We start from the raw sequence: 23,700 nt of genomic DNA, 5'->3' as shown, positions 1-23,700 counted from the left end.
CAATCACCCCGATCGGGCAATCCAAAGCATTCCGCGCAAGTCAAGGCCGGGCACGGCGATCCTCTCGTGACGCTCACAATCGATCGTTACCGTGATCATCGAAATTCGCGCTCTTCGACCGCACTGATCGTCCTTGCGGGACATTGCTTTTCAATTAAGCGGACGCGGGACTGACTGGATTGTGAAGCACCAGTTCAGGGTTCCTTTGCGATTCTCGGCCATGCATGGAGCCTTGCGATCAGAGGCAAGACGCATGCGCTACACGGATGTTGCCATCATCGGCGGCGGGCTCGCCGGTTCGACCGCCGCGGCGATGCTCGGACGCGCGGGCATCTCGGCGTGCCTGATCGACCCGCACCTGAACTACCCGCCCGAGCTGCGCTGCGAGAAGCTCGGCGGAGACCAACTCGAGCTGTTGCGCAAGACCGGCCTCGCCGAAGAGACGCTGCGCGCCACGACGCTGGATGGCCAGGTGTGGGAGGCGCGGTTCGGCTATGTCGTCGCCAAGAAGCCCAGCGATCAGCACGGCATCCTCTACGACACGCTGGTCAACACCATGCGCGCGCAGATTCCCGGTGATGTCGAGATCATCCATGCCAAGGCCTATGCTGTTTCAAACAGCGCCGACCGGCAGAAGATCGTGCTGTCGAACAATGAGGAGATCTCGGCACGGCTCATCGTGCTCGCCAACGGCCTGAACACCGGCCTGCGCCACACGCTCGGCATGCAGCGCCGCATCACCAGCGCGTGCCATTCGATCACGCCAGGCTTCGATGTCGTGCCGGCCGGCCGCGTGATGTTCGATTTTCCAGCGCTGACCTATTGGCCGGGCCGGCCGAGCGCGCGCATGGCCTATCTTACGTTGTTCCCGATCGGCGGAACGATGCGCGCCAATCTCATGGTCTACCGCGACATGACCGATCCATGGCTGCAGCAGTTCAGGGAGTCGCCGGAAGCAACCATGCTCAGCACAATGCCAGGGCTTGCGCGCATGACCGGAGGCTTCATGGTCTCCGGGCCGATCAGGATCAGGCCCGCCGATCTCTACGTCACCGAAGGATATTTGCAGCCCGGCATCGTCCTGGTCGGCGACGCGTTCTCCACCTCCTGCCCCGCCGCCGGCACCGGTAGCGACAAGGTCTTCACCGACGTCGAGCGACTGTGCAACGTCCACATCCCGGCGTGGCTTTCGAGCGACGGCATGGACGTGCGGAAGATCCAGGCGTTCTACGACGATCCGGTCAAGCAGGCCTGCGAGGCACGATCGCTTGCCAAGGCCTACCACCTTCGCTCGCTATCGATCGACCATGGCCTGACCTGGCGCGCCGGACGCTGGGGCCGCTTCGTGGTCCGCTTCGCGCAAGGCGTCCGCTATTCCACCGCCGGCGCGTTTCGCCCAGCGCGGCAAGGCCGGATCGCGACGTCAAGCTGAGCGATCACTCCTCGTCGTCGTCTTCATCGTCGTCGTCGGCCTGCGCGGCGGCATTGTGCGCGACATGGCCCTGATCGTCCCAGAGCTTGCGGTAGATGCCGTTTGCGGCGAGCAGCTCGGCATGGGTGCCGCGCTCGATCGCCTTACCGCCGGAGATCACGATGATCTCGTCCATGTCGACCACCGAAGTCAGCCGGTGCGTCGACCAGATCATGGTGCGACCCGCGGCGACCCTGAACAGCGTGCGGTTGATCGCGGCCTCCGTGGTCTGGTCGAGGGCGGAGGTGGCTTCGTCGAGCAGCAGCACGGACGGATTGCGGATGATGGCGCGCGCGATCGCGAGGCGCTGGCGCTGGCCGCCCGACAGCGTGTCGCCGCGCTCGCCGACCACGGTGTCATATTTCTGCGGCAGGCTCATGATGAAGCGATGGATCTCGGCCTTGCGCGCGGCGTCCACGACTTCCTCGTCGCTCGCGCCTTCCTTGCCGAGGCGGATGTTCTCCCGGATCGACATGTTGAACAGCATGTTCTCCTGGAACACGACCGCCATGCTCCGCCTGAGCGATCCGCGCGTCACCTTGCGGATATCGACGCCGTCGATGGTGACGCGGCCCTCGTCGGGCACGTAAAGCCGCAGGATCAGATTGAGCAGCGTGCTCTTGCCCGAGCCAGAGGGGCCGACGATCGCGATGCGCTGGCCGACCTTGAGCTTGAGGCTGAAATTATCCAGCAGCGGCTCCTGACTGCCCTCGTACTGGAAGGTCACGCGCTCGAAGGTGATGTCATTGGTGATGCGCGGCAGGTCCGGCGCGCCCGGCCGGTCGGCGCCGCGCGTCGGCTCGTCCAGGAGTTCCTGGATGTGCTGCACCGCCGCCGCCGACTGGATCGACACCGGGATGAAGTGCATCAGGTGCGCGATGTTGTAGGACACCTCCCAGAATGCGCTTTCGAAGGTGACGAAGGTGCCGATGGTGATCTGGCCCTTGGTGGCGAGATAGGCGCCGATCGCGAGCACCACGAGGTGCAACAGCAGCACCGCGATGGTGACGGTGCGCTCCACCATGGTCGACAGGAACATCGCGGAGGCCGCCTTCCGCCGCACGTCGTTGTTGCGCATCGTGAACCAGCCGAGCGCGCGGCGCTGCAGGTTGAACGCCTTCACCACGGCCTGGGCTGCGACATTCTCCTGCACGGTGCCGAGCAGCGCGGCCTCGTTCAGCTTCTGCTCGTAATTGGCCTGCACCGCTTTCGGGGTCAGGATCCGCGGCCCGATCAGGGTGATCGGAAACACGAGTAGCGCGACCACGGCGAGCTGCCAGCTCAGGAACAGCATCAGGATGATGCCGGCAATGAGCTCCAGGAACGGCAAGGCGGCGCTGTTGGCGAAGCTCTTGACCGAGCCCTCGAAGGCCGAAAGATCGATCGAGAACCGTGACAGAATCTCGCCGCGCTTGGTGCGGGCGAAATAGGCCGACGGCAGGTTCTGGACGTGCTCGAACAGTTTGGTCCGCGCGTCGGAAATGATGCAGGCGGCAAGCCGCGCGTCCCAGCGTTCGTACCAGACCGCGATGATGGAGGTGATGATCCCGGCGGCGGCGAGCACGCCGAGGATCTTGTAGAGCGCCTGAAAATCTTCCTCGCCAAGGGCATCGTCGATCAGGAACTTCAGGCTGAGCGGCATGATGACGTTGAACAACGTCTCGACCACAAGGCCGAAGCTGACGAAGACCAGCATCTGCTTGTAGTTGGCGAGATACGGCTTGACGAAGCCGTAGATCGTGGCGAGCGCGCCGGCGGCTTCCTTGGCGGTGAAGACGACGAGGTCCTCGTCCTCATCATCGTCATCGAGCTCGACTTCGTTCTCGTCGTCGGCTTCGTCATCATCATCGGGAGGCGGTGATGTCGACGAAGGCTTCCCGCCGGGCCTAGACGTAGCGGAATCGGCATTCGCCCCGAGCTTCTTTTTCAGCTCGAGTTCATCCGTCGCAACCGGATTGTGACCGTCAGATGATGGGGGCTTCGATGCCATGAAACCAACCGATACTGCACGGCCGGCATGACCGCAAATCGAGCGCGACAGCGCGATACGCGCTATGCCAACGATTCTATGCGATCAGCAAGGATTGGGCAAAGCAATTGAACCGGCCGATTGCGCCGGTCAATCCTCAGGTCAATCCTTGGGTCAATCCTCGTCCTCGACCTTGTCGAAGAACGAATAGCGCAATGCGTCGGAATCGCCGTACCACTGGCCGGGGCCCTTGTTGGCGGCGCGCGCCGCGGCCCACAGCGCCTCGGTGCAGTCGCGACGGTGGGCGGCGAGATCAAAACCGTTGCCGAAGAACAGTTCCGACCATTCCCACCAGGTGGCGAGCTTCTTGACGCCACGCAACAGATCGTAGCGGTCGATCAAGCCGGGCGCGAGATCCGAGGTCACCGAGCCGAACACGAGGCCGGTCTTGACCACGCGATGCAGTTCGCGCGCCGCGCGCACCACCTGCTTTCCGCCGAGATGGCAGAGGCTGGTCTCGAACACGAAGTCGAATTCGTTGTCCTCGAATGGCAGGTCGACGACCGAGCCGAGCTTGTTGTACTTCTGCAGCGCCTTCGGCGTCTTGCCGTGGATGAAGCGGTTGTTCTCGACACCCCAGGCGTCAACCCCGCGCTCGCGCAGCGCGCCGACCAGTTCGCCGCTGGCCGAGCCCGCCACCAGGAGCTTGTAGCCCTTGGCCTCGCCCCAGACGAGCTGGATCATCTCCATCAGCAGCGCGGGATCGGTGAAGTGGCGCCACGCCTCGCTGTACGGACCCTGCCCGCGATAATTCTCGAAATAATCGCGGTCGATCTTGTCCGACAGCGGCCGCTCGGCCTGGGCGCGGGCATGGCGCAGCCGGATCATCTCGGTCAGGATGATGTCGGTCGCGGCATCGGAGGAATCGAGCAGGCCGTTCAGGGTGGAATCGAACAGATAGTCGCCGACCACGACGATGCCGGGATGGTCCTTCGGCTCGGGACGATGGTTGGTCATGACGTCGCGCGCCGGCAGGCCGCCGGGCAGCGCGTTCACCGAGCTCAGCCAGCGGTGGATCTTGCCCTCGAGGAAATGCTCGCGCGCATTGCCGAGGGAAGCCGGCAGCGACTTCAACGCAGCATCGATCAGTTCCTGGTCGGTCAGATTGGCAAAGGCCAGCGCGTCCGAACCCGCAATCAGCCAGTTCAGGACGCCGTGCCTGCCAACGTCGTGGCGCGAGCCTTCGTTGTAGACGCAGCAGCCGCCGAACGCATCCGACATGAACCAGGAGCCCGGGATCTTCTCGCCCCAGAACGGCTCGTCGAACAGGATCGAGACGCGCAGGTAGTGCGCCGGGCGGTCGAAATAGGAGATGTGCTTGACCATCGACTGGCGCAACTCCTCGCCGTCCCAGCCGAGCGTGGCGAGCCAGGAATGCGGCAGGCAGACCAGCACGAGGTCGAAGTCACGCGTCTCCGGCCCCTTCCCGTTCATCATGTTGAGGCGGTAGCGGCCGTTGCCGGCCTTGCCGACTTTCAGCACCCGGTGATTGAGCTGGATGTCGGCATCGACTTCCGAGCGCAGGCATTCGACGAGCTGCTCATTGCCGTTCTGGATCGAGTACAGGCCGATATAGCCGTCGATATCCATCACGAAATTCTTCAGCGCATTGAGCCCGTTGGTGTTGTGGCTCTCGGTCGCGATGTCGGAGCGCGCCATCACCTTGAAGAAGCGCTTGGCGGTCGGGTCCTCGACCTCCTCGTCGAGCAACTGCTCGCAGGTCTTGTGGGCCCAGGGATGCTCGTTGTCGTGCGCGCCGACGCCTTCGTAGTATTCGGCCGGCGAGATCATCTCGGTGCAGCGCTTGCGGAACGCTTCGATCGCCTCGGCGGTCTTCGCGCCGTATTTGCGGCGCATGCCCGGCACGTCGTTCAGGAACTCGCCGTCGAGCTGGACCTGCTCGGCATCCATCGGAATGGTCTGCAGGCCGAAATGCTGAATTAGTTCGCGCAGCGGATCCGGGCCCGTCATCGAATAATCGTAGATCTCGGCCACGCCGGCCTCGTAGGTCGCGGGTGCGGTATCGAATTTGCGCGTGACGATCTTGCCGCCGAGCCGGTCCGACGCCTCGTAAATGGTGACGCGGCAGAGGTCGCCGAGCTTCCTCTTCAGGTACCAGGCGCTCATCAGCCCGCCGGGGCCGCCGCCAACGATTGCGAGATCAAGCATGGGGATTCCGTTCTTCCGGGCGGGCGAAGCACCCGGCCGCGGCCGCTCTTAGCAGAAGCGCTTTTCTGTCTGAAGGAAAGATGAACAAAGCGCGTTCCTGCAGCGCAGCACAAGAGGAGAGCAGCAAAAAGGCCGGCAAAAAGCCGGCCTTTTCGTGAGTACCGTAGTTTTGCGGGGTGTTACTCCGCAGGCGGCAGCGCCAGCGGCTCCGCTTCGGGTGCGGACGGCACGATCGCCGCCTGCTTCTCGCGCTCGTCGAGGATCAGCTTGTCGCGCTTCATGGCGACTTCGCGGATCCGAGCCATCGAGGCGCCCGTGCCTGCCGGGATCAGCCGGCCGACAATGACGTTCTCCTTGAGGCCTTCCAGCGGGTCCACCTTGCCGTTGACGGCGGCTTCGGTGAGCACGCGGGTGGTCTCCTGGAAGGAGGCCGCCGAGAAGAACGAGCGGGTCTGCAGGCTCGCCTTGGTAATGCCGAGCAGCACCGGGGTTCCGGTCGCGGGCTTCTTGCCCTCTTCCTTGGCCTTGGTGTTGAGCGCGTCGAACTCGATCTTGTCGACCTGCTCACCCGAGATCATGTCGGTGTCGCCCTGATCGGTGACCTCCACCTTCTGCAGCATCTGACGGACAATCACCTCGATGTGCTTGTCGTTGATGAGCACGCCCTGCAGCCGGTAGACCTCCTGGATTTCGTTGACCAGGTAGGCAGCGAGCTCCTCGATGCCCTTGATCGCCAGGATGTCGTGCGGCGCCGGATTGCCTTCGACGATGAAATCGCCTTTTTCGACGATGTCGCCGTCCTGAAGGTGGATGTGCTTGCCCTTCGGGATCAGGTACTCGCGCGGCTCCTCGGTCTTGTCGGTCGGCTCGATCGAGATGCGGCGCTTGTTCTTGTAGTCGCGGCCGAAGCGGATGGTGCCCGCCACTTCCGCGATGATCGCCGCATCCTTCGGCTTGCGCGCCTCAAACAGTTCGGCCACGCGCGGCAGACCGCCGGTGATGTCGCGGGTCTTGGCGCTCTCGGTCGAGATACGCGCCAGGATGTCGCCGGGCTTCACCTGCGCACCGACGTCAACCGACAGAATCGCGTCGACCGACAGCATGTAGCGGGCATCGCCACCACGCGCCAGTTTCATCACCTTGCCGTCCTTGCCCTTGACCACGATGGCCGGGCGCAGATCCGCGCCGCCACGCGTCGATCGCCAGTCGATGACGACGCGCTTGGCGATACCGGTGGATTCGTCCAGCGTCTCCGAGATCGACTGGCCCTCGACCAGGTCCTCGAACCCGATCGTACCCTCGACCTCGGTGAGCACCGGACGGGTGTACGGATCCCACTCGGCGATGCGCTGGCCGCGCTTGACCATATCGCCCTCGTCGACATGCATGCGCGAGCCGTACTGGATGCGATGGGTCGCACGCTCGGTGCCGTCGGCATCGACGATCGCAACCACCATGTTGCGAACCATCGCGACCAGGTGGCCTTCGCTGTTGCGGGCGATCGCCTTGTTCCTGATCACGATCTTGCCGTCGAAGTTCGACTCCACGAACGACTGCTCGTTGATCTGCGCCGCGCCGCCGATGTGGAACGTACGCATCGTCAACTGCGTGCCCGGCTCGCCGATCGACTGCGCCGCGATCACGCCGACCGCCTCGCCGTGGTTGACCGGGGTGCCGCGGGCGAGATCGCGTCCGTAGCACTTGGCGCAGATGCCGTTGATGAGCTCGCAGGTCAGCGCCGAACGGATCTTCACCTCCTGGATGCCGGCCTTCTGGATGGCGTCCACATGGGACTCCTCCATCAGCGTTCCGCGCGCGATCAGGACGTCGTTGGTCGCGGGATCGCGCACGTCATCGCAGGCCACGCGGCCCAGGATGCGCGAGCCAAGCGAGGCGACCACCGTGCCGGCATCGATGATGGCGCGCATCTTGATGCCGAGATGGGTGCCGCAGTCGCTGGACGTGATGATACAGTCCTGCGCCACGTCGACCAGGCGGCGGGTCAGGTACCCGGAGTTCGCGGTCTTCAACGCGGTGTCCGCGAGGCCCTTGCGGGCGCCGTGGGTCGAGTTGAAGTACTCGAGCACCGAGAGGCCTTCCTTGAAGTTGGAAATGATCGGCGTCTCGATGATCTCGCCCGACGGCTTCGCCATCAGGCCGCGCATGCCGGCGAGCTGGCGCATCTGCGCCGGCGAACCACGCGCACCGGAATGCGCCATCATGTAGATCGAGTTGATGTCGGCATCCGCCCCGCTGGCCGTCTTCTTGGTCGAGGAGATCTCCTTCATCATCGCCTTGGCGACTTCTTCGCCAGCCTTCGACCAGGCGTCGACGACCTTGTTGTACTTCTCGCCATGGGTGATCAGGCCGTCATTGTACTGCTGCTCGAAATCCTTCGCCAGCGTACGGGTCTGGTCGACGATCTTCCACTTCGACGCCGGCACGACCATGTCGTCCTTGCCGAACGAGATGCCGGCCTTGAAGGCGTTGTAGAAGCCGAGCGCCATGATGCGGTCGCAGAAGATCACCGTCTCCTTCTGGCCGCAGTGCCGGTAGACTTGGTCGATCACGCCGGAGATCTCGCGCTTGGTCATCAGCTTGTTGATGATGTCGTACGAAGTCCTCGGGTGCTTCGGCAGCAGGTTGCCGAGCATGACGCGGCCCGCGGTGGTTTCGATCCAGCGCTTGCTCTTCTTGCCTTCCTCGTCGAGGCCCTCCCACCGGTACTTGATCTTGGTGTGGAGGTGGATGACCTTCGAGTGCAGGGCATGCTCGAGCTCGGCCATGTCGCCGAACACCTTGCCCTCGCCGGGCAGGCCTTCGCGCATGATCGAGACGTAGTAGAGGCCGAGCACGATGTCCTGCGACGGCACGATGATCGGCTGGCCGTTCGCGGGGTGCAGGATGTTGTTGGTCGACATCATCAGGACGCGCGCTTCGAGCTGCGCTTCGAGCGACAGCGGAACGTGCACGGCCATCTGGTCGCCGTCGAAGTCGGCGTTGAACGCGGCGCAGACCAGCGGGTGAAGCTGGATCGCCTTGCCCTCGATCAGCACCGGCTCGAACGCCTGGATGCCCAGGCGATGCAGCGTCGGCGCGCGGTTCAAGAGCACCGGATGTTCGCGGATCACCTCGTCCAGGATATCCCAGACCTCGGGCCGCTCCTTCTCGACCAGCTTCTTCGCCTGCTTCACGGTCGTCGACAGGCCCTTGGCGTCAAGCCGCGAATAGATGAACGGCTTGAACAGTTCGAGCGCCATCTTCTTCGGCAGGCCGCACTGATGCAGGCGCAGCTCGGGACCGACCACGATCACCGAACGGCCGGAATAGTCGACGCGCTTGCCGAGCAGGTTCTGACGGAAGCGCCCCTGCTTGCCCTTGAGCATGTCGGCGAGCGACTTCAGCGGACGCTTGTTGGCGCCCGTGATGACGCGACCGCGGCGGCCGTTGTCGAACAGTGCGTCGACGGCCTCCTGCAGCATGCGCTTCTCGTTGCGGATGATGATGTCGGGCGCGCGCAGCTCCATCAGCCGCTTCAAGCGGTTGTTGCGGTTGATGACGCGGCGGTAGAGGTCGTTGAGGTCAGACGTCGCGAAGCGGCCGCCATCGAGCGGCACAAGCGGGCGCAGATCCGGCGGAATCACCGGAATGACCGTCATGATCATCCATTCCGGCTTGTTGCCGGAGACGCGGAAGGCCTCGACGATCTTCAACCGCTTGGCGAGCTTCTTGTGCTTGATGTCGGAGTCGGTCTCCTGCATCTCGGCGCGCAGCGAGAGCTCGAGCTTCTCCAGCTCGAGGCCCTTCAGCAATTCACGGATCGCCTCGGCGCCGATCATGGCGGTGAAGCTGTCCTGGCCGTATTCGTCCTGCGCCCTCAGGTACTCGTCTTCCGACAGGAGCTGACGGTCCTTGAGCGCGGTGAGACCCGGCTCGAGCACGACGTAGTACTCGAAGTACAGGATGCGCTCGAGATCCTTCAGCGTCATGTCGAGCAGAAGGCCGATGCGCGACGGCAGCGACTTCAGGAACCAGATGTGGGCGACGGGCGCTGCGAGCTCGATATGGCCCATGCGCTCGCGCCGGACGCGCGACAGCGTGACCTCGACCGAGCACTTTTCGCAGATGATGCCCTTGTACTTCATCCGCTTGTACTTGCCGCACAAGCACTCGTAGTCCTTGATCGGCCCGAAGATGCGGGCGCAGAACAGCCCGTCCCGCTCCGGCTTGAAGGTGCGGTAGTTGATGGTCTCCGGCTTCTTGATCTCGCCGTAGGACCAGGACAGAATCTTCTCCGGGGACGCGATCGAAATCCGGATCTGGTCGAAGACCTGGGCCGGCGTCGTCGGATTGAAAAGATTCATAATCTCTTGGTTCATGGTCTTCTCCGTCTGCCGACTTTCGTCGGCCCATGCATTCCTTTTCTGTCATGCCCCGCGAAGGCGGGGCATCCAGTAATCACCGCAGCCGCGGGTTACTGGATCGTCCGCCGGAGCTTGTCATCGGGCCGGCCTTTTGCCGGACCCGTTGGCGGACGATGACGGCGGCAAAGGCGGCGTCACCGCCGCCTTCACGAAATTACTCGGCCGCTTCCGACGTCGGCGCCGGTCCCACCTTGGAATTGTGCAGGTCGACGTTGAGGCCGAGCGAGCGCATTTCCTTGACCAGCACGTTGAACGACTCGGGGATACCGGCCTCGAACGTGTCGTCGCCGCGCACGATCGCCTCGTACACCTTGGTACGGCCGGCGACGTCGTCCGACTTCACGGTCAGCATCTCCTGCAGCGTGTAGGCCGCGCCATAGGCTTCCAGCGCCCACACCTCCATTTCGCCGAAGCGCTGGCCGCCGAACTGCGCCTTGCCGCCCAGCGGTTGCTGGGTGACCAGCGAGTACGGGCCGATCGAGCGGGCGTGGATCTTGTCGTCCACCAGATGGTGCAGCTTCAGCATGTAGATGTAGCCCACCGTCACCTTGCGATCGAAGGGATCGCCGGTGCGGCCGTCATAGACGGTCGACTGGCCGGAGGCGTCGAAGCCGGCAAGCTTCAGCATCTCCTCGATGTCGGCCTCCTTGGCGCCGTCGAACACCGGGGTTGCGATCGGCACGCCATGGCTCAGATTGCGGCCGAGCTCGATCAGCTCGTTGTCGTTCAGCGAGCGGATCGTTTCATCGTCGCCATAGATCCTCTTCAGGGTCTCGCGCAGCGGCTTGAGATCCTGCCTCTGGTAATAGGCGTCGATGGTCTGGCCGATGCGCCTGCCGAGGCCGGCGCAGGCCCAGCCGAGATGCGTCTCGAGGATCTGGCCGACGTTCATGCGCGAGGGCACGCCGAGCGGGTTCAGCACGATGTCCGCATGCGTACCATCCTCGAGGAACGGCATGTCCTCGATCGGCACGATCTTGGACACCACGCCCTTGTTGCCGTGGCGGCCGGCCATCTTGTCGCCGGGCTGGATCTTGCGCTTCACCGCGACGAAGACCTTGACCATCTTCATCACGCCGGGCGGCAGTTCGTCGCCGCGCTGCAGCTTTTCGACCTTGTCGAGGAAGCGCTGCTCGAGCCCCTTCTTCGACTCGTCGTACTGCTTACGCATCGCCTCGATCTCGGCCATCAGCTTGTCGTTGGGCGAGGCGAACAGCCACCACTGCGACTTCGGATACTCATCGAGCACCGCGCGGGTGATCTTGGTGTCCTTCTTGAAGCCCTTCGGACCGGAGATGCCCTGGCGGTTCTCCAGGAGCTCGGCGAGACGGTTGTAGACGTTGCGGTCCAGGATCGCCTGCTCGTCGTCGCGGTCCTTGGCGAGACGCTCGATCTCCTCCCGCTCGATCGCCAGCGCACGCTCGTCCTTGTCGACGCCGTGGCGGTTGAACACGCGGACTTCCACGATCGTGCCCTGCACGCCCGGGGGCACGCGGAGCGAGGTGTCGCGGACGTCGGAGGCCTTTTCGCCGAAGATGGCGCGGAGCAGCTTCTCTTCCGGCGTCATCGGGCTTTCGCCCTTCGGCGTGATCTTGCCGACCAGGATGTCGCCGGCGCGCACTTCCGCGCCGATATAGACGATGCCGGCTTCGTCGAGGTTCTTCAGCGCCTCTTCCGAAACGTTCGGAATGTCGCGCGTGATTTCCTCCGGACCCAGCTTGGTATCGCGGGCCATCACCTCGAACTCCTCGATGTGGATCGAGGTGAAGACGTCGTCCTTCACGATCCGCTCGGAGAGCAGGATCGAGTCTTCGAAGTTGTAGCCGTTCCACGGCATGAACGCGACCAGCACGTTGCGGCCGAGCGCAAGCTCGCCGAGATCGGTCGACGGACCGTCAGCGATGATGTCGCCCTTCTTGACGATGTCCCCCACCTTCACCAGCGGACGCTGATTGATGCAGGTCGACTGGTTGGAGCGCTGGTACTTCATCAGACGGTAGATATCGACGCCCGACTTGGTCGGATCGAGATCTTCCGTGGCGCGGATGACGACGCGGGTGGCGTCGATCTGGTCGATCACGCCCGAGCGGCGGGCCGCAATCGCGGCGCCCGAGTCGCGGGCAACCACGCCTTCCATGCCGGTGCCGACGAACGGCGCCTCGGCGCGAACCAGCGGCACCGCCTGGCGCTGCATGTTCGAGCCCATGAGCGCGCGGTTGGCGTCGTCGTTCTCGAGGAACGGAATCAGCGCGGCGGCCACCGAAACGAGCTGCTTCGGCGACACGTCCATGTAGTCGACCTTGTCAGGGGTCACCGGCAACACTTCGCCGGCATGACGGCAGACCACGAGGTCTTCGGTGAAGCGGCCCTTCGGATCCAGCGGCACGTTGGCTTGCGCGACGCGGTAGCGGCCCTCCTCCATTGCCGACAGGTACACCACCTCGTCGGTGACGCGACCCTCCTTGATCTTTCGGTAGGGCGTCTCGACGAAGCCGTATTTGTTGACGCGCGCAAACGTCGCGAGCGAGTTGATCAGGCCGATGTTCGGACCTTCCGGCGTCTCGATCGGGCAGATACGACCGTAATGCGTCGGGTGCACGTCGCGCACCTCGAAGCCGGCGCGCTCGCGGGTCAGACCGCCCGGGCCAAGCGCCGACAGGCGCCGCTTGTGGGTGATCTCCGAGAGCGGGTTGGTCTGGTCCATGAACTGCGAGAGCTGCGAGGAGCCGAAGAATTCACGCACGGCGGCCGCCGCCGGTTTCGCGTTGATCAGGTCCTGCGGCATGACGGTGTCGATATCGACGCTCGACATGCGCTCCTTGATCGCGCGCTCCATGCGGAGCAGGCCGATGCGGTACTGGTTCTCCATGAGTTCGCCGACCGAGCGCACGCGACGGTTGCCGAGATGGTCGATGTCGTCGATCTCGCCCTTGCCGTCGCGCAGGTCGACCAGCGTCTTGATGACGGCGAGGATGTCTTCCTTGCGCAGCGTGCGATGGGTGTCGGGCGCATCGAGCTCGAGGCGCATGTTCATCTTGACGCGGCCGACCGCGGAGAGATCGTAGCGCTCGGAATCGAAGAACAGCGACTGGAACATGGCCTGCGCCGAATCCAGCGTCGGCGGCTCGCCGGGACGCATCACGCGGTAGATGTCGAACAGCGCGTCCTCGCGCGTCATGTTCTTGTCAGCCGACAGGGTGTTGCGGATATAGGCGCCGACGTTGACGTGGTCGATGTCGAGCAGCGGCAGGTCCTTGTAGCCCTGCTCGTTGAGCGACTTCAGGAGCTTCTCGGTGATCTCCTCGCCGGCTTCGGCGTAGATCTCGCCGGTCTTCGGATTGACGAGGTCCTCGGCGAGGTAATTGCCGACCAGTTCCTCATCCGACAGACGCAACGCCTTGAGGCCCTTCTCCTGCAACAGGCGGGCTTGGCGAACGGTGAGCTTCTTGCCGGCCTCGAGCACGACCTTGCCGGTGTCGGCGTCGATCAGGTCGTTGACCGTGGAATAGCCGCGGAAACGGTTGGCGTCGAACGGCACGCGCCAGCCTTCCTTGGTCCGCTTGTAGCTGATCTTCTTGTAGAAGGTCGAAAGGATCTGCTCCCCGTCGAGACCGAGCGCGTACATCAGCGAGGTCACGGGAATCTTGCGGCGGCGATCGATGCGCGCGAACACGATGTCCTTGGCGTCGAACTCGATGTCGAGCCAGGAGCCGCGATAGGGGATCACGCGCGCCGCGAACAGGAGCTTGCCCGAGGAGTGGGTCTTGCCCTTGTCGTGGTCGAAGAACACGCCCGGCGAGCGGTGCATCTGGGAGACGATGACGCGCTCGGTGCCGTTGACGACGAAGGTGCCGTTCATGGTCATGAGCGGGATGTCGCCCATGTAGACGTCCTGCTCCTTGATGTCCTTGACCGACTTGGCACCGGTCTCCTCGTCGATATCGAACACGATGAGGCGCAGCGTCACCTTGAGCGGCGCAGCGAAGGTCATGCCGCGCTGGCGGCACTCGTCGACGTCATATTTCGGCGGCTCGAACTCGTAGCGCACGAACTCCAGCATTGAGGTGCCGGAGAAGTCCGAGATCGGGAACACGGAACGGAACACGGCCTGCAGGCCTTCGTCCGCCCGCCCCCCCTGGGGCTCATCGACCATCAGAAACTGGTCGTAGGACGCCTTCTGAACCTCAATGAGGTTCGGCATCTCCGCGACTTCCTTGATGTGACCAAAGAACTTGCGTACGCGTTTGCGACCGGTGAATGTCTGCTGCGCCATCGGGGCCTCTCATTTTCGCCGCCCTTTTGGGGCGTACCTTCCGGAGCGCGGCTGCCACCGCGCCCGGGTTGAATTTCGATTCGTTTCGAAGGAACAAGGGCCAAATTCAGGAACCAAATCCTCAATTCGTTCTTGTCACCTTCAAAACGCAAAAGGACGCGCGGGGCGCTTGACGCACCCGCCCGTCAAAACTTCTCGCTTCACGGACTGAAAAAGCCCGAAATCTGCCTGTCTCCCAACGGTTCCCGTGGAAGCCCTGCCGCCCCCGCCGCCAACCGTGTTTTCCGCTGCCACCCCGATATGGGACGGCGATCATGGAGATTCGAGGGTTAAGTCTACGAATCCCCACACTTTTTTGTGTATAACCCGTAGCGCGACAACCCGTCGCACGCCTTTTGCATGGCGGGGGCGCGCCGGGCGCACCCCCGCCTCGCGCATTACTTGAGTTCGACCTTCGCGCCAGCCTTCTCGAGCTGGGCCTTGATCTTGTCGGCTTCTTCCTTGTTGACGCCTTCCTTGACCGGCTTCGGAGCGCCTTCGACAAGGTCCTTGGCTTCCTTCAGGCCCAGGCCGGTGATGGCGCGGACTTCCTTGATGACCTCGATCTTCTTGTCGCCGGCCGCAGCCAGCACGACCGAGAACTCGGTCTTTTCTTCGGCCGGAGCGGCGGCGGCGCCACCAGCGGCGGGACCAGCCACTGCCACGGCAGCGGCGGCGGACACGCCCCACTTCTCTTCCAGGAGCTTTGCGAGTTCGGCCGCTTCGAGCACGGTGAGGCTCGAGAGGTCGTCGACGATTTTCTGCAAGTCAGCCATTGATCTGTTTCCTTAAACGTTTGGTTCGAACCAGGGTTTGAGTTTTGCGAAGGGCGTCAGGCCGCTTCGCCCTTTGAGGCATGAGCCTGAATGACGCGCGCGAGCTTGGCCGCGGGCGCATTGGAGAGCTGGGCGAGCTTGGTCGCCGGGGCCACGATGAGGCCGACGATCTTGCCGCGCAGTTCGTCCAGCGACGGCAGCGAGGCAAGCGCCTTGACGCCATCGACATTCAGGACGGTTTTACCCATCGAGCCGCCGAGGATGACGAACTTCTCGTTCGCCTTGGCGAAATCGATGGCAACCTTTGGCGCCGCAACCGGATCGTTGGAGGTAGCGATCACGGTCGGCCCCTTCAGAAGGGAGCCGATGGCAGCGACGTCAGTGCCTTCAAGAGCAATTTTGGCGAGACGGTTCTTCGAGACCTTCACCGAGGCGCCCGCCTGCTTCATCTGCATGCGCAGCTTCTGCATCTGGGCGACGGTGAGGCCGGAATAGTGAGCAACGATCGCGACGCTCGTGGTCTTGAAGACCTCGTTGAGCTGTTCGACCGCCTCTTTTTTTGCCGCTCGTTCCACAGCAAGCTCTCTCCGGTTGGCGGTCTTTCGCTCGCGCGGGACCGCCGGGTTGCACCCATCGTCCCACCCAAACCTTATGCCTCGGGACCGAAGTCCGAGGGACACGCCGGGCAAGACGACATTCTTGAAGCCTGCCCTCCCGTCGGCCTTTCGGCCGCGGGCTGTCGAGGTTCGAACCAAGTCGGCTTCTGCAAGGCCCGCTTAAGGCTCCGCGCGAAGCAAATCCGGTTTTCACCCGTCTATGCAGGCCATGCGATTAAGCCGTTGAAAAACCGAAGTTTGTCGCGGGCGCCTGCAGTCTCGGACAGGATCGAGGCCAACGGCTAAGCCGAAGCCCCTGCCCTCATTCCAACGGGGCCGACGAGTTCGCTTCCTTTCGAGCAATCCAAGTGGATGCCTGGAAGGAAACTCTCCTATCGAGCCAAGTTTTCGGAATGCGAGCACGAGCGTGCCAGCGATCGCCAGCACGCCCGGAGGACGCTATTTAGCGGCTCCGCTCGCGCTTGCCAAGAGCAAAATTCGGGCCGCGGACAGATCAGGCGAGCCGAACCTGATAAGGCAGCGGTTTGCCGGCGAAAAATGCGTCGAGATCGGCCAGCACGCAGTCCTGCATAGCCACATGCGATTCCAGGGTGTGGCCGCCGATATGTGGCGTGAGGACGACGTTCGGCAACGCGGTAAGCGCATCCGGCGCGTGCGGCTCAGTTGCGTAGACGTCGAGGCCGGCGCCGGCGATGATCTGGTCCGACAGTGCTGCAACCAGCGCGGCCTCATCGATTACAGAACCGCGCGAGATGTTGACGACGAAACCGTCGCGGCCGAGCCGGCGGAGGATATCGGCATTGACGGCGTGGTTGTTGTCCGGCCCGGCCCGCACCGCGATCATCAGGACGCTGCACCAGTCGGCCAGCGCCTCGAGGCTCGAAAAATACTGATACGGCACGTCGTGCCGGCTGCGGCTGAAATAGCCGACTTCGGTCTCGAAGGCGGCGACGCGCGCGGCAATCTTGCGGCCGATCTCGCCCATGCCATAGACGCCGACCTTGCGGCCGCGCATGCCCGCCTGCGGCCGCATCATCGGCGATGGTTTTGCCCCCGCCCAGTCGCCGCTCCGCACATAATTGTCCGCGACCGGCAGCCGGCGGACCGCCGCCAGCATCAGCGTCACCGCAATGTCGGCCACCGAGGCCGCATTGGCACCGGGGCTGTTGCCGACCGCGATGCTGCGCTTCGCGGCAGCGGCAAGATCGATGCCGTCATAGCCGGTGCCGTAGCAGATGATCGCGCCGAGCTTCGGCATCATGTCCATGGCGTCGGCCCCGAGCCGCCCGCTGCCGCCGGCGGTGATCAGCGCCCGGATGTCGGCGAGTTCCGCGGCCGAGAACACCTCGTTCGGCCGCTTGCCGGCAGCGTTCAACAGTTCATAGCGCTCGCCGAAACGCTGGAGCTGGGCCTTGGGAAAGCGCGAATAGATCAGGACCTTATCGGGCATTGTTGTTCTTTCCTGCAAGCTACGCCACGCCGTAAAGCGAAGGGCGGAACCGGCTGCCCGATCCCGCCCTCTTTATTCATGCACCTTGCCAGCGGTTAGCCCAGCAGCGTGCCCGGCTCGACCTTCACGCCCGGGCCCATGGTGCAGGAAACCGCCACGCGCTGGACATAAGTGCCCTTGGCGCCGGCCGGCTTGGCCTTGACCACGGCGTCCGCGAGCGCCTTGATGTTCTCGACCAGCTTGTCCTCGGAGAACGAGGCCTTGCCGACGCCAGCCTGGATGATACCGGCCTTCTCGACGCGAAACTCGACCGAGCCGCCCTTGGCGCCCTTCACGGCGCCGGTGACGTCCATGGTCACGGTGCCGATCTTCGGGTTCGGCATCATGCCGCGCGGACCAAGCACCTTACCGAGGCGGCCGACCAGCGGCATCATGTCGGGGGTGGCGATGCAGCGGTCGAAGTCGATATTGCCGGCCTGCACCTTCTCGACCAGGTCTTCGGCGCCGACGACGTCGGCACCCGCCGCCTTGGCCTCATCCGCCTTGGCGCCGCGGGCGAACACACCGACGCGGAGCGTGCGGCCGGTGCCGTTCGGCAGGGTCACCACGCCGCGCACCATCTGGTCGGCGTGACGCGGGTCGACGCCGAGATTGATCGCGACCTCGATGGTCTCGTCGAATTTCGACTTGGCCCGCTCCTTGACCAGCTTGATGGCGTCCGCGAGCGGGTAAAGCTTTTCGCGGTCAATACCTTCGCGGGCCTTCTTCAAACGCTTTCCGATTGCCATGGCGCCTTACCCCGCAACTTCCAGACCCATCGAACGGGCAGAGCCCTCGACCATCTTCATGGCCGCTTCGACGGTGTCGCAATTGAGATCCTTCATCTTCTTCTCGGCGATCTCGCGCACCTGCGCTTTGGTCACCTGGCCGGCCTTGTCGCGGCCCGGCGCCTTCGAGCCGGACTGGATCTTGGCAGCTTGCTTCAAGAAGTAAGACATCGGCGGCGTCTTCATCTCGAAGGTGAAGGAACGATCCGCATAGATGGTGATGACCACCGGGATCGGGGTGTTCTTCTCTTCCTTCTGCGTCTGGGCGTTGAACGCCTTGCAGAATTCCATGATGTTGAGACCGCGCTGACCGAGCGCGGGGCCGATCGGTGGCGACGGGTTCGCCGCACCGGCCGGGACCTGAAGCTTCAGGTATCCGGTCACTTTCTTTGCCATGTATCACTCCTGTTGTGCCGGACATTGTCCGGCGGGTTCAGGTTCCGTGGTTCGGACCGGGAGCGGCTGGCGACCGCCCCCTTCCTCCCACGTCCTCTTCAAATCAGACCTTCTCGACCTGACCGAATTCCAGTTCGACCGGGGTGGCACGGCCGAAGATCGAGACAGCGACCTTCACGCGCGAGCGCGCCTCGTCGATTTCTTCCACCACGCCCGAGAACGAGGCGAACGGCCCGTCGGCCACCCGCACATTCTCGCCGATCTCGAACGACACCGACGCCTTCGGTCTTTCCACGCCCTCCTGCACCTGGTGCAGGATCCGCATGGCCTCGGCTTCCGAGATCGGCATCGGCTTGTTTTCCGCGCCCAGGAAGCCGGTCACCTTCGGGGTATTCTTGATCAGGTGGAAGGCTTCGTCGGTGAGCTTCATCTTCACCAGCACATAGCCGGGGAAGAACTTGCGCTCGGCGTCGATCTTGCGGCCGCGGCGGACTTCGGTGACCTTCTCGGTCGGGACCAGCACCTGTTCGAACAGCTCTTCCAGCCCGCGCTGCTTGGCCTGTTCGCGGATCGATTCCGCCACCTTCTTCTCGAAGTTCGAGTAGGCGTGGACGATGTACCAGCGCTTGTCCATGGATTGCGTTAACGTGCTCATCAGTGGATGCCCAGGATGAGGGTAATAAGATAGCGGATGATCTGGTCCGCGGCGAAGAAGAAGATCGACGCCAGCGCGACCATCACGAACACCATGATCGTGGTGATCGTCGTCTCACGACGGGTCGGCCAGGTGACCTTGGCGGTCTCCGAGCGCACTTCCTGCAGGAATTTGAACGGGCTGAAAGCCATTCTTTAAAGTCCGCGTCCGTCGTCAGACGATTCAAGTGTTTCAGGAATCCGAACAGTCCTTGAGCGCCCAGCCCTCTCGCGAAGGATGAGCCGGTTAACAGGCTCGGTTGTTCGGGGGATTTAAAGCCGCGCCGGATATCCGCCTTTTAATCGCGGGCCGGCTGCAGGTGGCGGGTATGTACTGCGGGAGCGGTGAAACGTCAAGATATCGGCATGCTGGCAGGAGTGGCAGGGCTCGAACCTGCGACCCCCGGTTTTGGAGACCGGTGCTCTACCAATTGAGCTACACTCCTAAGGAACCGAAGCGTTGCCGCCGGTTCGCGCCGTTTGAAGCACAGGGCATGCCCCGAATGCAAGGGTGAAGCGGTAAACACCCTGTTCAAGATCACACTTCTCGGCCAGACTTTAGCCGTCGCCGCCACAACAAGAAGCAACGGGAGAGACCATGACCGCGCAAACCGCCCCCAGGCCGACATCCGCCCCGCAGACGCCACCCCTGCCCTCCGCCAGGCCGGAGCAGCTTGGCCTCTCCAGCGTCCGGCTGCAGCGGATGTCCGACACCTTCAAGCGCGAGGTCGACAAGGGAACCATCCCCGGCGCCACCGTGCTGGTCGCCCGCCGCGGCCAGATCGGCTGGTTCGACACGATCGGCCGGCAGGCCCCCGAGGGGGCGCCGATTGCGCATGACACCATCTTCCGCATCTTTTCGATGACCAAACCGATCGTCTCGGTCGGCATCATGATGCTGCTGGAGGACGGCCACTTCCTGCTCAGCGATCCCGTCGCGAAATTCATCCCGGAGTTCGCCGAGACCAAGGTCGGCGTCGAGCACAACAGCAAGCTCGAGCTGGTGCCGGCCAGCCGCCCGATGACGATCCAGGACCTGCTCCGCCACACCTCCGGCCTGACTTACGACCACACCGGCAACGGCCTGGTGCAGCAGCTCTATCAGCAATCGCGGCTGCGCAGCCGCAAGATCACCAATGCCGAGCACGCGACCCTGCTCGCGAGCATGCCGCTGATCTGCCAGCCCGGCGCCGAGTTCAACTACAGCCGCTCCACCGACCTCCTCGGCAGCATCATCGAAGTCGTCAGCGGCAAGACGCTCAGTGCCTTCCTGACCGAACGCATCCTGGCGCCGCTGCAGATGACCGAGACCGGTTTCTACACCGGCGAGGAGAATGCCAGCCGGCTCGCCGAGGCATTCTCGACCGATCCCTGGACCGGCGAGAAGGTGCAGCTGTTCAACATGCTTGAGAAGCCGGCGATGGAATCCGGCGGCGGCGGGCTGGTCTCGACCACGATGGACTATGCCCGCTTCTCGCAGATGCTGCTCAACGGCGGCTCACTCGACGGCACCAGGATGATCGGCCGCAAGACGCTGCAACTGATGGCGTCGGATCACCTCGGCCCGCACGTGAAGATCCAGGGTACGCTGGTCCCACCCGGCCACGGCTTCGGCCTCGGCTTTGCGGTGCGCACCCATCAGGGCATCGCGCCGTTTCCGGGCTCGGTCGGCCAGTTCTTCTGGAGCGGCGTCGCCGGCACCTTCTTCTGGATCGATCCGGTCGAGGAGCTGTTCGCGGTGTTCATGTCGCAGGGCCCGGGCCAGCGCGACTATACCCGCACGCTGGTCAGGAACGGCGTCTACGCGGCGCTGGACTGACGCTGTCATTCCGGGGCAGCCCGTCAGGGCTGAACCCGGAACCTCGAGATTCCGGGTTCGCACTTCGTGCGCCCCGGAATGACGCTGTGTGTTCAACTGATCGTCGCACCGCCGTCGATCACCACCGTCTGGCCGGTCAAGAAGTCGCCGGCCTTCGATCCCATCAGCACCGCGCAGCCGGCGATCTCGTCGGGGATGCCGATGCGCTGCAGCGGCGAGCGCGCGGTCGAGGCTTTCAGGTTCTCCGGATTGTCCCACAGCGCCTTGGCAAAGTCGGTCTTGATCAGGCCGGGCGCGATGCAGTTCACGCGGATATTGTGCTTGCCGTATTCGCAGGCGAGATTGCGCGCGAGCTGCATGTCGGCGGCCTTCGAGATCGCGTAGGCGCCGAGGATGGTCGATCCCTTCAGGCCGCCGATCGAGGACACGATGATGATCGAGCCGTCCTTGCGCTCGATCATCTGCGGCACCACCATCGAGATCAGCCAGTTGTTGGCGACGATGTTGTTCTCTAGGATCTTGCGGAACTGGTCGTCGGAGATGCCGGCCAGCGGGCCGTAATAGGGATTCGACGCCGCGTTACAGACCAGCACATCGATCTTGCCGAAGGCGCGGTTGCTTTCGTCGACGAGGTTCTGAAGGTTCTCCTTGCTCGAGATGTTCGCCGCGACCGCGGCTGCAGTACCCTTGCCGAACTTGCCGTTGATCTCTTTCGCCACCTCGTCGCAGACATCGGCCTTGCGCGAGGAGATCACCACCTTGGCGCCATGCTCTGCCATGCGCTCGGCAATGGCGCGGCCGATACCGCGTGTCGAGCCGGTGATGACGGCGACTTTTCCCTTCATGTCGAATAAGCTCATGTTTCTCTCCCACAAATGATGTCTTGATGTTGGTTCCGAGCTAAGCAGCGTTCGCCATCGCGGACAACTGTGCGTCAGGCGAGCTTGTTCTCCGGCACGACTTCCGGTCCGGCCGGCTGATGCATCGCGGCATGCTTTGCGTCCGCGATCCATGGCTGCTGGTTCACCATCGGCAACCGCCAGAGGCTGGTGTCCGCGCTTGCGATATGATCGAGCCGCGTCACCGAACAATTGTCGATGTCGAAGGCAAGTCCCCTCTCCGGCTGGCCGCCGAGCGCCAGACCGACGGCGGCCTTGATCGTGCCGCCATGACCGACCGCGATCACGTCCTTGCCGGCTTCCGCGACATTGATCCGCACGATCGCACGGCAGACACGGGTATAGAGATCCATGAAGCTCTCGCCATCAGGCGCGGGCTCGTTGATATCGGCAAACCAGTGGCTGCCGACCGGGCGGCTGGCAAGGAACGCGGTGCGGTTCATGCCCTGCCACCGGCCGAGATGCTGTTCGGCGAACGCGGCTTCCTTCGCCATGCTGGCAGGCTTCGGAAAACCCGCCGCCCAGATCGCCTCCGCGGTCTGATGCGTGCGCATCAGGTTGCTTGCGTACCAGACCGCGGTGCGCGGCAGGATCTTCGCGACCGCGTCGAACACTTCGCGATCGCTGGTGTCGCATTCAATGTCCTTCTGGCCGTAGATGTTGCCGCCATCGCTGCGCACCGGCGCATGCCGAACCCACCACCACCGCGTCGTGACTACCTTTGACTTGTCAGCATTGGACATCACAAGACCCCTTGAATAGTGTGCACGTGTCCTACGTCAGAGCACATAACGTCTCAAGTGACTTGTCTGAAGTGACTCGGGCGTTTGAAATCTTGTTTGAATTCCGCGCAGCGGCAAGCGCCGATACGCAAAGCTATCAGGGAGAAACACATGGGCCGCCTCGAAGGCAAATCCGTCATCATTACCGGCGCGGGAAGCGGCATCGGGCGCGCTGCCTCTCTGTTGTTCACGAAGGAAGGCGCAAAACTGATCGCGGTCGACCGCGCCGAGGGCGTGAACGAGACCGCAAAGCTCGTCCGCGAGGCCGGCGGCACCGTCGAGGCCGTGATGGCGGATGCAGGCTCCGAAGCCGACGTGAAGGCCGTCATCGATCAAGCACTTTCGAAATTCGGCAAGCTCGATGCGATCTGGGCCAATGCCGGCATCAGCGGCGGCCTGGTGCCGCTCGCCGACCAGACGGTCGAGCACTGGCAGGAGGTGCTGCGCATCAACCTGATCGGACCGTTCCTCGCGATCAAGCATTCGATCCCGCATATGACCAAGCAGGGATATGGTTCGATCATCTGCACCGCGTCGGTGGCGGGGTTGAAAGCCGGTGCCAGCGGACATCCCTACGGCGCCAGCAAGGCCGGCGTCATCAGCCTGGTGCAGACCACCGCCTATTCGCTGTCCGGCACTGGCGTGCGCATCAACGCGGTCTGCCCCGGCCTGATCGAGACCGGCATGACCAAGCCGGTGTTCGACCGCGCCAAGGAGCGCGGCACCTCGGACAAGATCGGCCAGCTCAATCCGCTCAAGCGCCCCGGCCAGCCGCACGAGCTCGCCGCGATGGGATTGTTCCTTGCAAGCGATGAGGCGTCTTACGTCAACGGTCAGGCGATCCCGGTCGATGGCGGCCTCACGGCGTCGATGCCGTACACGGGCAAGCCGATTTAGGAATGATTGCGGAACATGACGCGCATTCTTCCCTTCTCCCCTTGTGGGAGAAGGTGTCGCGGGGGTCCTGACCGGCTACATGGGTAACAGAATAGACCGGCGACATGGGTAACAGGTCAACTGGTCGGCAAGGAGGACC

The 23,700-nt window shown here is 63.6% G+C and carries 15 protein-coding genes, 1 tRNA gene and 1 pseudogene; 3 read left to right on the top strand and 14 right to left on the bottom strand.

What is annotated here, in order from left to right; all coding sequences use genetic code 11:
• Positions 1–253: 253 nt before the first annotated feature.
• Positions 254–1,506, top strand: a pseudogene (locus tag AAFX91_RS21640) (FAD-dependent oxidoreductase).
• On the opposite strand, the gene AAFX91_RS21635 reads toward AAFX91_RS21640, so the two are convergent.
• The 12 genes from AAFX91_RS21635 to AAFX91_RS21580 form a co-directional block, all read right to left on the bottom strand.
• Positions 1,437–3,461 carry an ABC transporter ATP-binding protein gene (locus AAFX91_RS21635; protein WP_130577502.1) on the bottom strand — a complete coding sequence of 675 codons (2,025 nt, stop codon included), beginning with the start codon at positions 3,459–3,461 and terminating at the stop codon, positions 1,437–1,439. The pseudogene AAFX91_RS21640 and the gene AAFX91_RS21635 sit on opposite strands and share 70 nt — an antisense overlap.
• Before the next feature lie 153 nt (positions 3,462–3,614).
• Positions 3,615–5,669, bottom strand: coding sequence for an FAD-dependent oxidoreductase (locus tag AAFX91_RS21630; RefSeq protein WP_394567809.1), 2,055 nt, complete (start codon positions 5,667–5,669; stop codon positions 3,615–3,617).
• A gap of 179 nt (positions 5,670–5,848) precedes the next feature.
• A complete protein-coding gene (gene rpoC, locus AAFX91_RS21625) occupies positions 5,849–10,048 on the bottom strand; it encodes a DNA-directed RNA polymerase subunit beta' (RefSeq protein WP_394567807.1) in 4,200 nt (1,399 codons plus the stop codon).
• A 199-nt stretch (positions 10,049–10,247) separates the two neighbouring features.
• Positions 10,248–14,366, bottom strand: a complete 4,119-nt coding sequence (gene rpoB / locus AAFX91_RS21620) for a DNA-directed RNA polymerase subunit beta (protein ID WP_130577505.1) — start codon at positions 14,364–14,366, stop codon at positions 10,248–10,250.
• 437 nt (positions 14,367–14,803) lie between these two features.
• Positions 14,804–15,181 (bottom strand): 50S ribosomal protein L7/L12, encoded by a 378-nt coding sequence (gene rplL / locus AAFX91_RS21615; protein WP_130577506.1) that lies wholly within the window; start codon positions 15,179–15,181, stop codon positions 14,804–14,806.
• 56 nt (positions 15,182–15,237) lie between these two features.
• Positions 15,238–15,756, bottom strand: a complete 519-nt coding sequence (gene rplJ / locus AAFX91_RS21610; protein ID WP_130577507.1) for a 50S ribosomal protein L10 — start codon at positions 15,754–15,756, stop codon at positions 15,238–15,240.
• A gap of 535 nt (positions 15,757–16,291) precedes the next feature.
• Positions 16,292–17,248 (bottom strand): 2-hydroxyacid dehydrogenase, encoded by a 957-nt coding sequence (locus tag AAFX91_RS21605; protein ID WP_394567805.1) that lies wholly within the window; start codon positions 17,246–17,248, stop codon positions 16,292–16,294.
• A gap of 95 nt (positions 17,249–17,343) precedes the next feature.
• Positions 17,344–18,036, bottom strand: a complete 693-nt coding sequence (gene rplA, locus AAFX91_RS21600; RefSeq protein WP_394567803.1) for a 50S ribosomal protein L1 — start codon at positions 18,034–18,036, stop codon at positions 17,344–17,346.
• A gap of 6 nt (positions 18,037–18,042) precedes the next feature.
• Positions 18,043–18,471, bottom strand: a complete 429-nt coding sequence (gene rplK, locus AAFX91_RS21595) for a 50S ribosomal protein L11 (protein ID WP_282531866.1) — start codon at positions 18,469–18,471, stop codon at positions 18,043–18,045.
• A gap of 103 nt (positions 18,472–18,574) precedes the next feature.
• Positions 18,575–19,105: a transcription termination/antitermination protein NusG gene (gene nusG / locus AAFX91_RS21590; RefSeq protein ID WP_130577520.1), complete on the bottom strand. Its 531-nt coding sequence runs from the start codon at positions 19,103–19,105 to the stop codon at positions 18,575–18,577.
• Between the two features lie 20 nt (positions 19,106–19,125).
• Positions 19,126–19,317, bottom strand: coding sequence for a preprotein translocase subunit SecE (secE, locus tag AAFX91_RS21585; protein WP_016840554.1), 192 nt, complete (start codon positions 19,315–19,317; stop codon positions 19,126–19,128).
• A 217-nt stretch (positions 19,318–19,534) separates the two neighbouring features.
• A tRNA-Trp gene (locus tag AAFX91_RS21580) sits at positions 19,535–19,610 on the bottom strand.
• A gap of 152 nt (positions 19,611–19,762) precedes the next feature.
• Between AAFX91_RS21580 and AAFX91_RS21575 the strand changes: the two genes are divergently transcribed.
• Positions 19,763–20,983: a serine hydrolase domain-containing protein gene (locus tag AAFX91_RS21575; RefSeq protein ID WP_394567802.1), complete on the top strand. Its 1,221-nt coding sequence runs from the start codon at positions 19,763–19,765 to the stop codon at positions 20,981–20,983.
• Positions 20,984–21,075: 92 nt separating this feature from the next.
• Here AAFX91_RS21575 and AAFX91_RS21570 read toward each other — a convergent pair whose 3' ends face one another.
• Both AAFX91_RS21570 and AAFX91_RS21565 read right to left on the bottom strand, forming a co-directional pair.
• Positions 21,076–21,843, bottom strand: a complete 768-nt coding sequence (locus AAFX91_RS21570) for an SDR family NAD(P)-dependent oxidoreductase (protein WP_394567801.1) — start codon at positions 21,841–21,843, stop codon at positions 21,076–21,078.
• Between the two features lie 74 nt (positions 21,844–21,917).
• Positions 21,918–22,625, bottom strand: coding sequence for a histidine phosphatase family protein (locus AAFX91_RS21565; RefSeq protein WP_394567800.1), 708 nt, complete (start codon positions 22,623–22,625; stop codon positions 21,918–21,920).
• Positions 22,626–22,775: 150 nt separating this feature from the next.
• Between AAFX91_RS21565 and AAFX91_RS21560 the strand changes: the two genes are divergently transcribed.
• On the top strand, positions 22,776–23,561 hold the full coding sequence (locus AAFX91_RS21560) for an SDR family NAD(P)-dependent oxidoreductase (RefSeq protein ID WP_394567798.1): 786 nt from the start codon (positions 22,776–22,778) through the stop codon (positions 23,559–23,561).
• The last annotated feature ends 139 nt before the right edge of the window (positions 23,562–23,700 follow it).

The organism is Bradyrhizobium sp. 31Argb, assembly GCF_043638955.1.
Taxonomy (GTDB): Bacteria; Pseudomonadota; Alphaproteobacteria; order Rhizobiales; family Xanthobacteraceae; genus Bradyrhizobium.
This window is presented reverse-complemented; position numbering and strand designations above follow the sequence as displayed.

What these genes read in the sequence shown, in the direction of transcription:
- AAFX91_RS21635 (WP_130577502.1), bottom strand. Translation starts at nt 3,461, where the DNA reads ATGGCATCGAAGCCCCCATCATCTGACGGTCACAATCCGGTTGCGACG.
- AAFX91_RS21630 (WP_394567809.1), bottom strand. Translation starts at nt 5,669, where the DNA reads ATGCTTGATCTCGCAATCGTTGGCGGCGGCCCCGGCGGGCTGATGAGC.
- rpoC (WP_394567807.1), bottom strand. Translation starts at nt 10,048, where the DNA reads ATGAACCAAGAGATTATGAATCTTTTCAATCCGACGACGCCGGCCCAG.
- rpoB (WP_130577505.1), bottom strand. Translation starts at nt 14,366, where the DNA reads ATGGCGCAGCAGACATTCACCGGTCGCAAACGCGTACGCAAGTTCTTT.
- rplL (WP_130577506.1), bottom strand. Translation starts at nt 15,181, where the DNA reads ATGGCTGACTTGCAGAAAATCGTCGACGACCTCTCGAGCCTCACCGTG.
- AAFX91_RS21605 (WP_394567805.1), bottom strand. Translation starts at nt 17,248, where the DNA reads ATGCCCGATAAGGTCCTGATCTATTCGCGCTTTCCCAAGGCCCAGCTC.
- rplA (WP_394567803.1), bottom strand. Translation starts at nt 18,036, where the DNA reads ATGGCAATCGGAAAGCGTTTGAAGAAGGCCCGCGAAGGTATTGACCGC.
- rplK (WP_282531866.1), bottom strand. Translation starts at nt 18,471, where the DNA reads ATGGCAAAGAAAGTGACCGGATACCTGAAGCTTCAGGTCCCGGCCGGT.
- nusG (WP_130577520.1), bottom strand. Translation starts at nt 19,105, where the DNA reads ATGGACAAGCGCTGGTACATCGTCCACGCCTACTCGAACTTCGAGAAG.
- secE (WP_016840554.1), bottom strand. Translation starts at nt 19,317, where the DNA reads ATGGCTTTCAGCCCGTTCAAATTCCTGCAGGAAGTGCGCTCGGAGACC.
- AAFX91_RS21575 (WP_394567802.1), top strand. Translation starts at nt 19,763, where the DNA reads ATGACCGCGCAAACCGCCCCCAGGCCGACATCCGCCCCGCAGACGCCA.
- AAFX91_RS21570 (WP_394567801.1), bottom strand. Translation starts at nt 21,843, where the DNA reads ATGAGCTTATTCGACATGAAGGGAAAAGTCGCCGTCATCACCGGCTCG.
- AAFX91_RS21565 (WP_394567800.1), bottom strand. Translation starts at nt 22,625, where the DNA reads ATGTCCAATGCTGACAAGTCAAAGGTAGTCACGACGCGGTGGTGGTGG.
- AAFX91_RS21560 (WP_394567798.1), top strand. Translation starts at nt 22,776, where the DNA reads ATGGGCCGCCTCGAAGGCAAATCCGTCATCATTACCGGCGCGGGAAGC.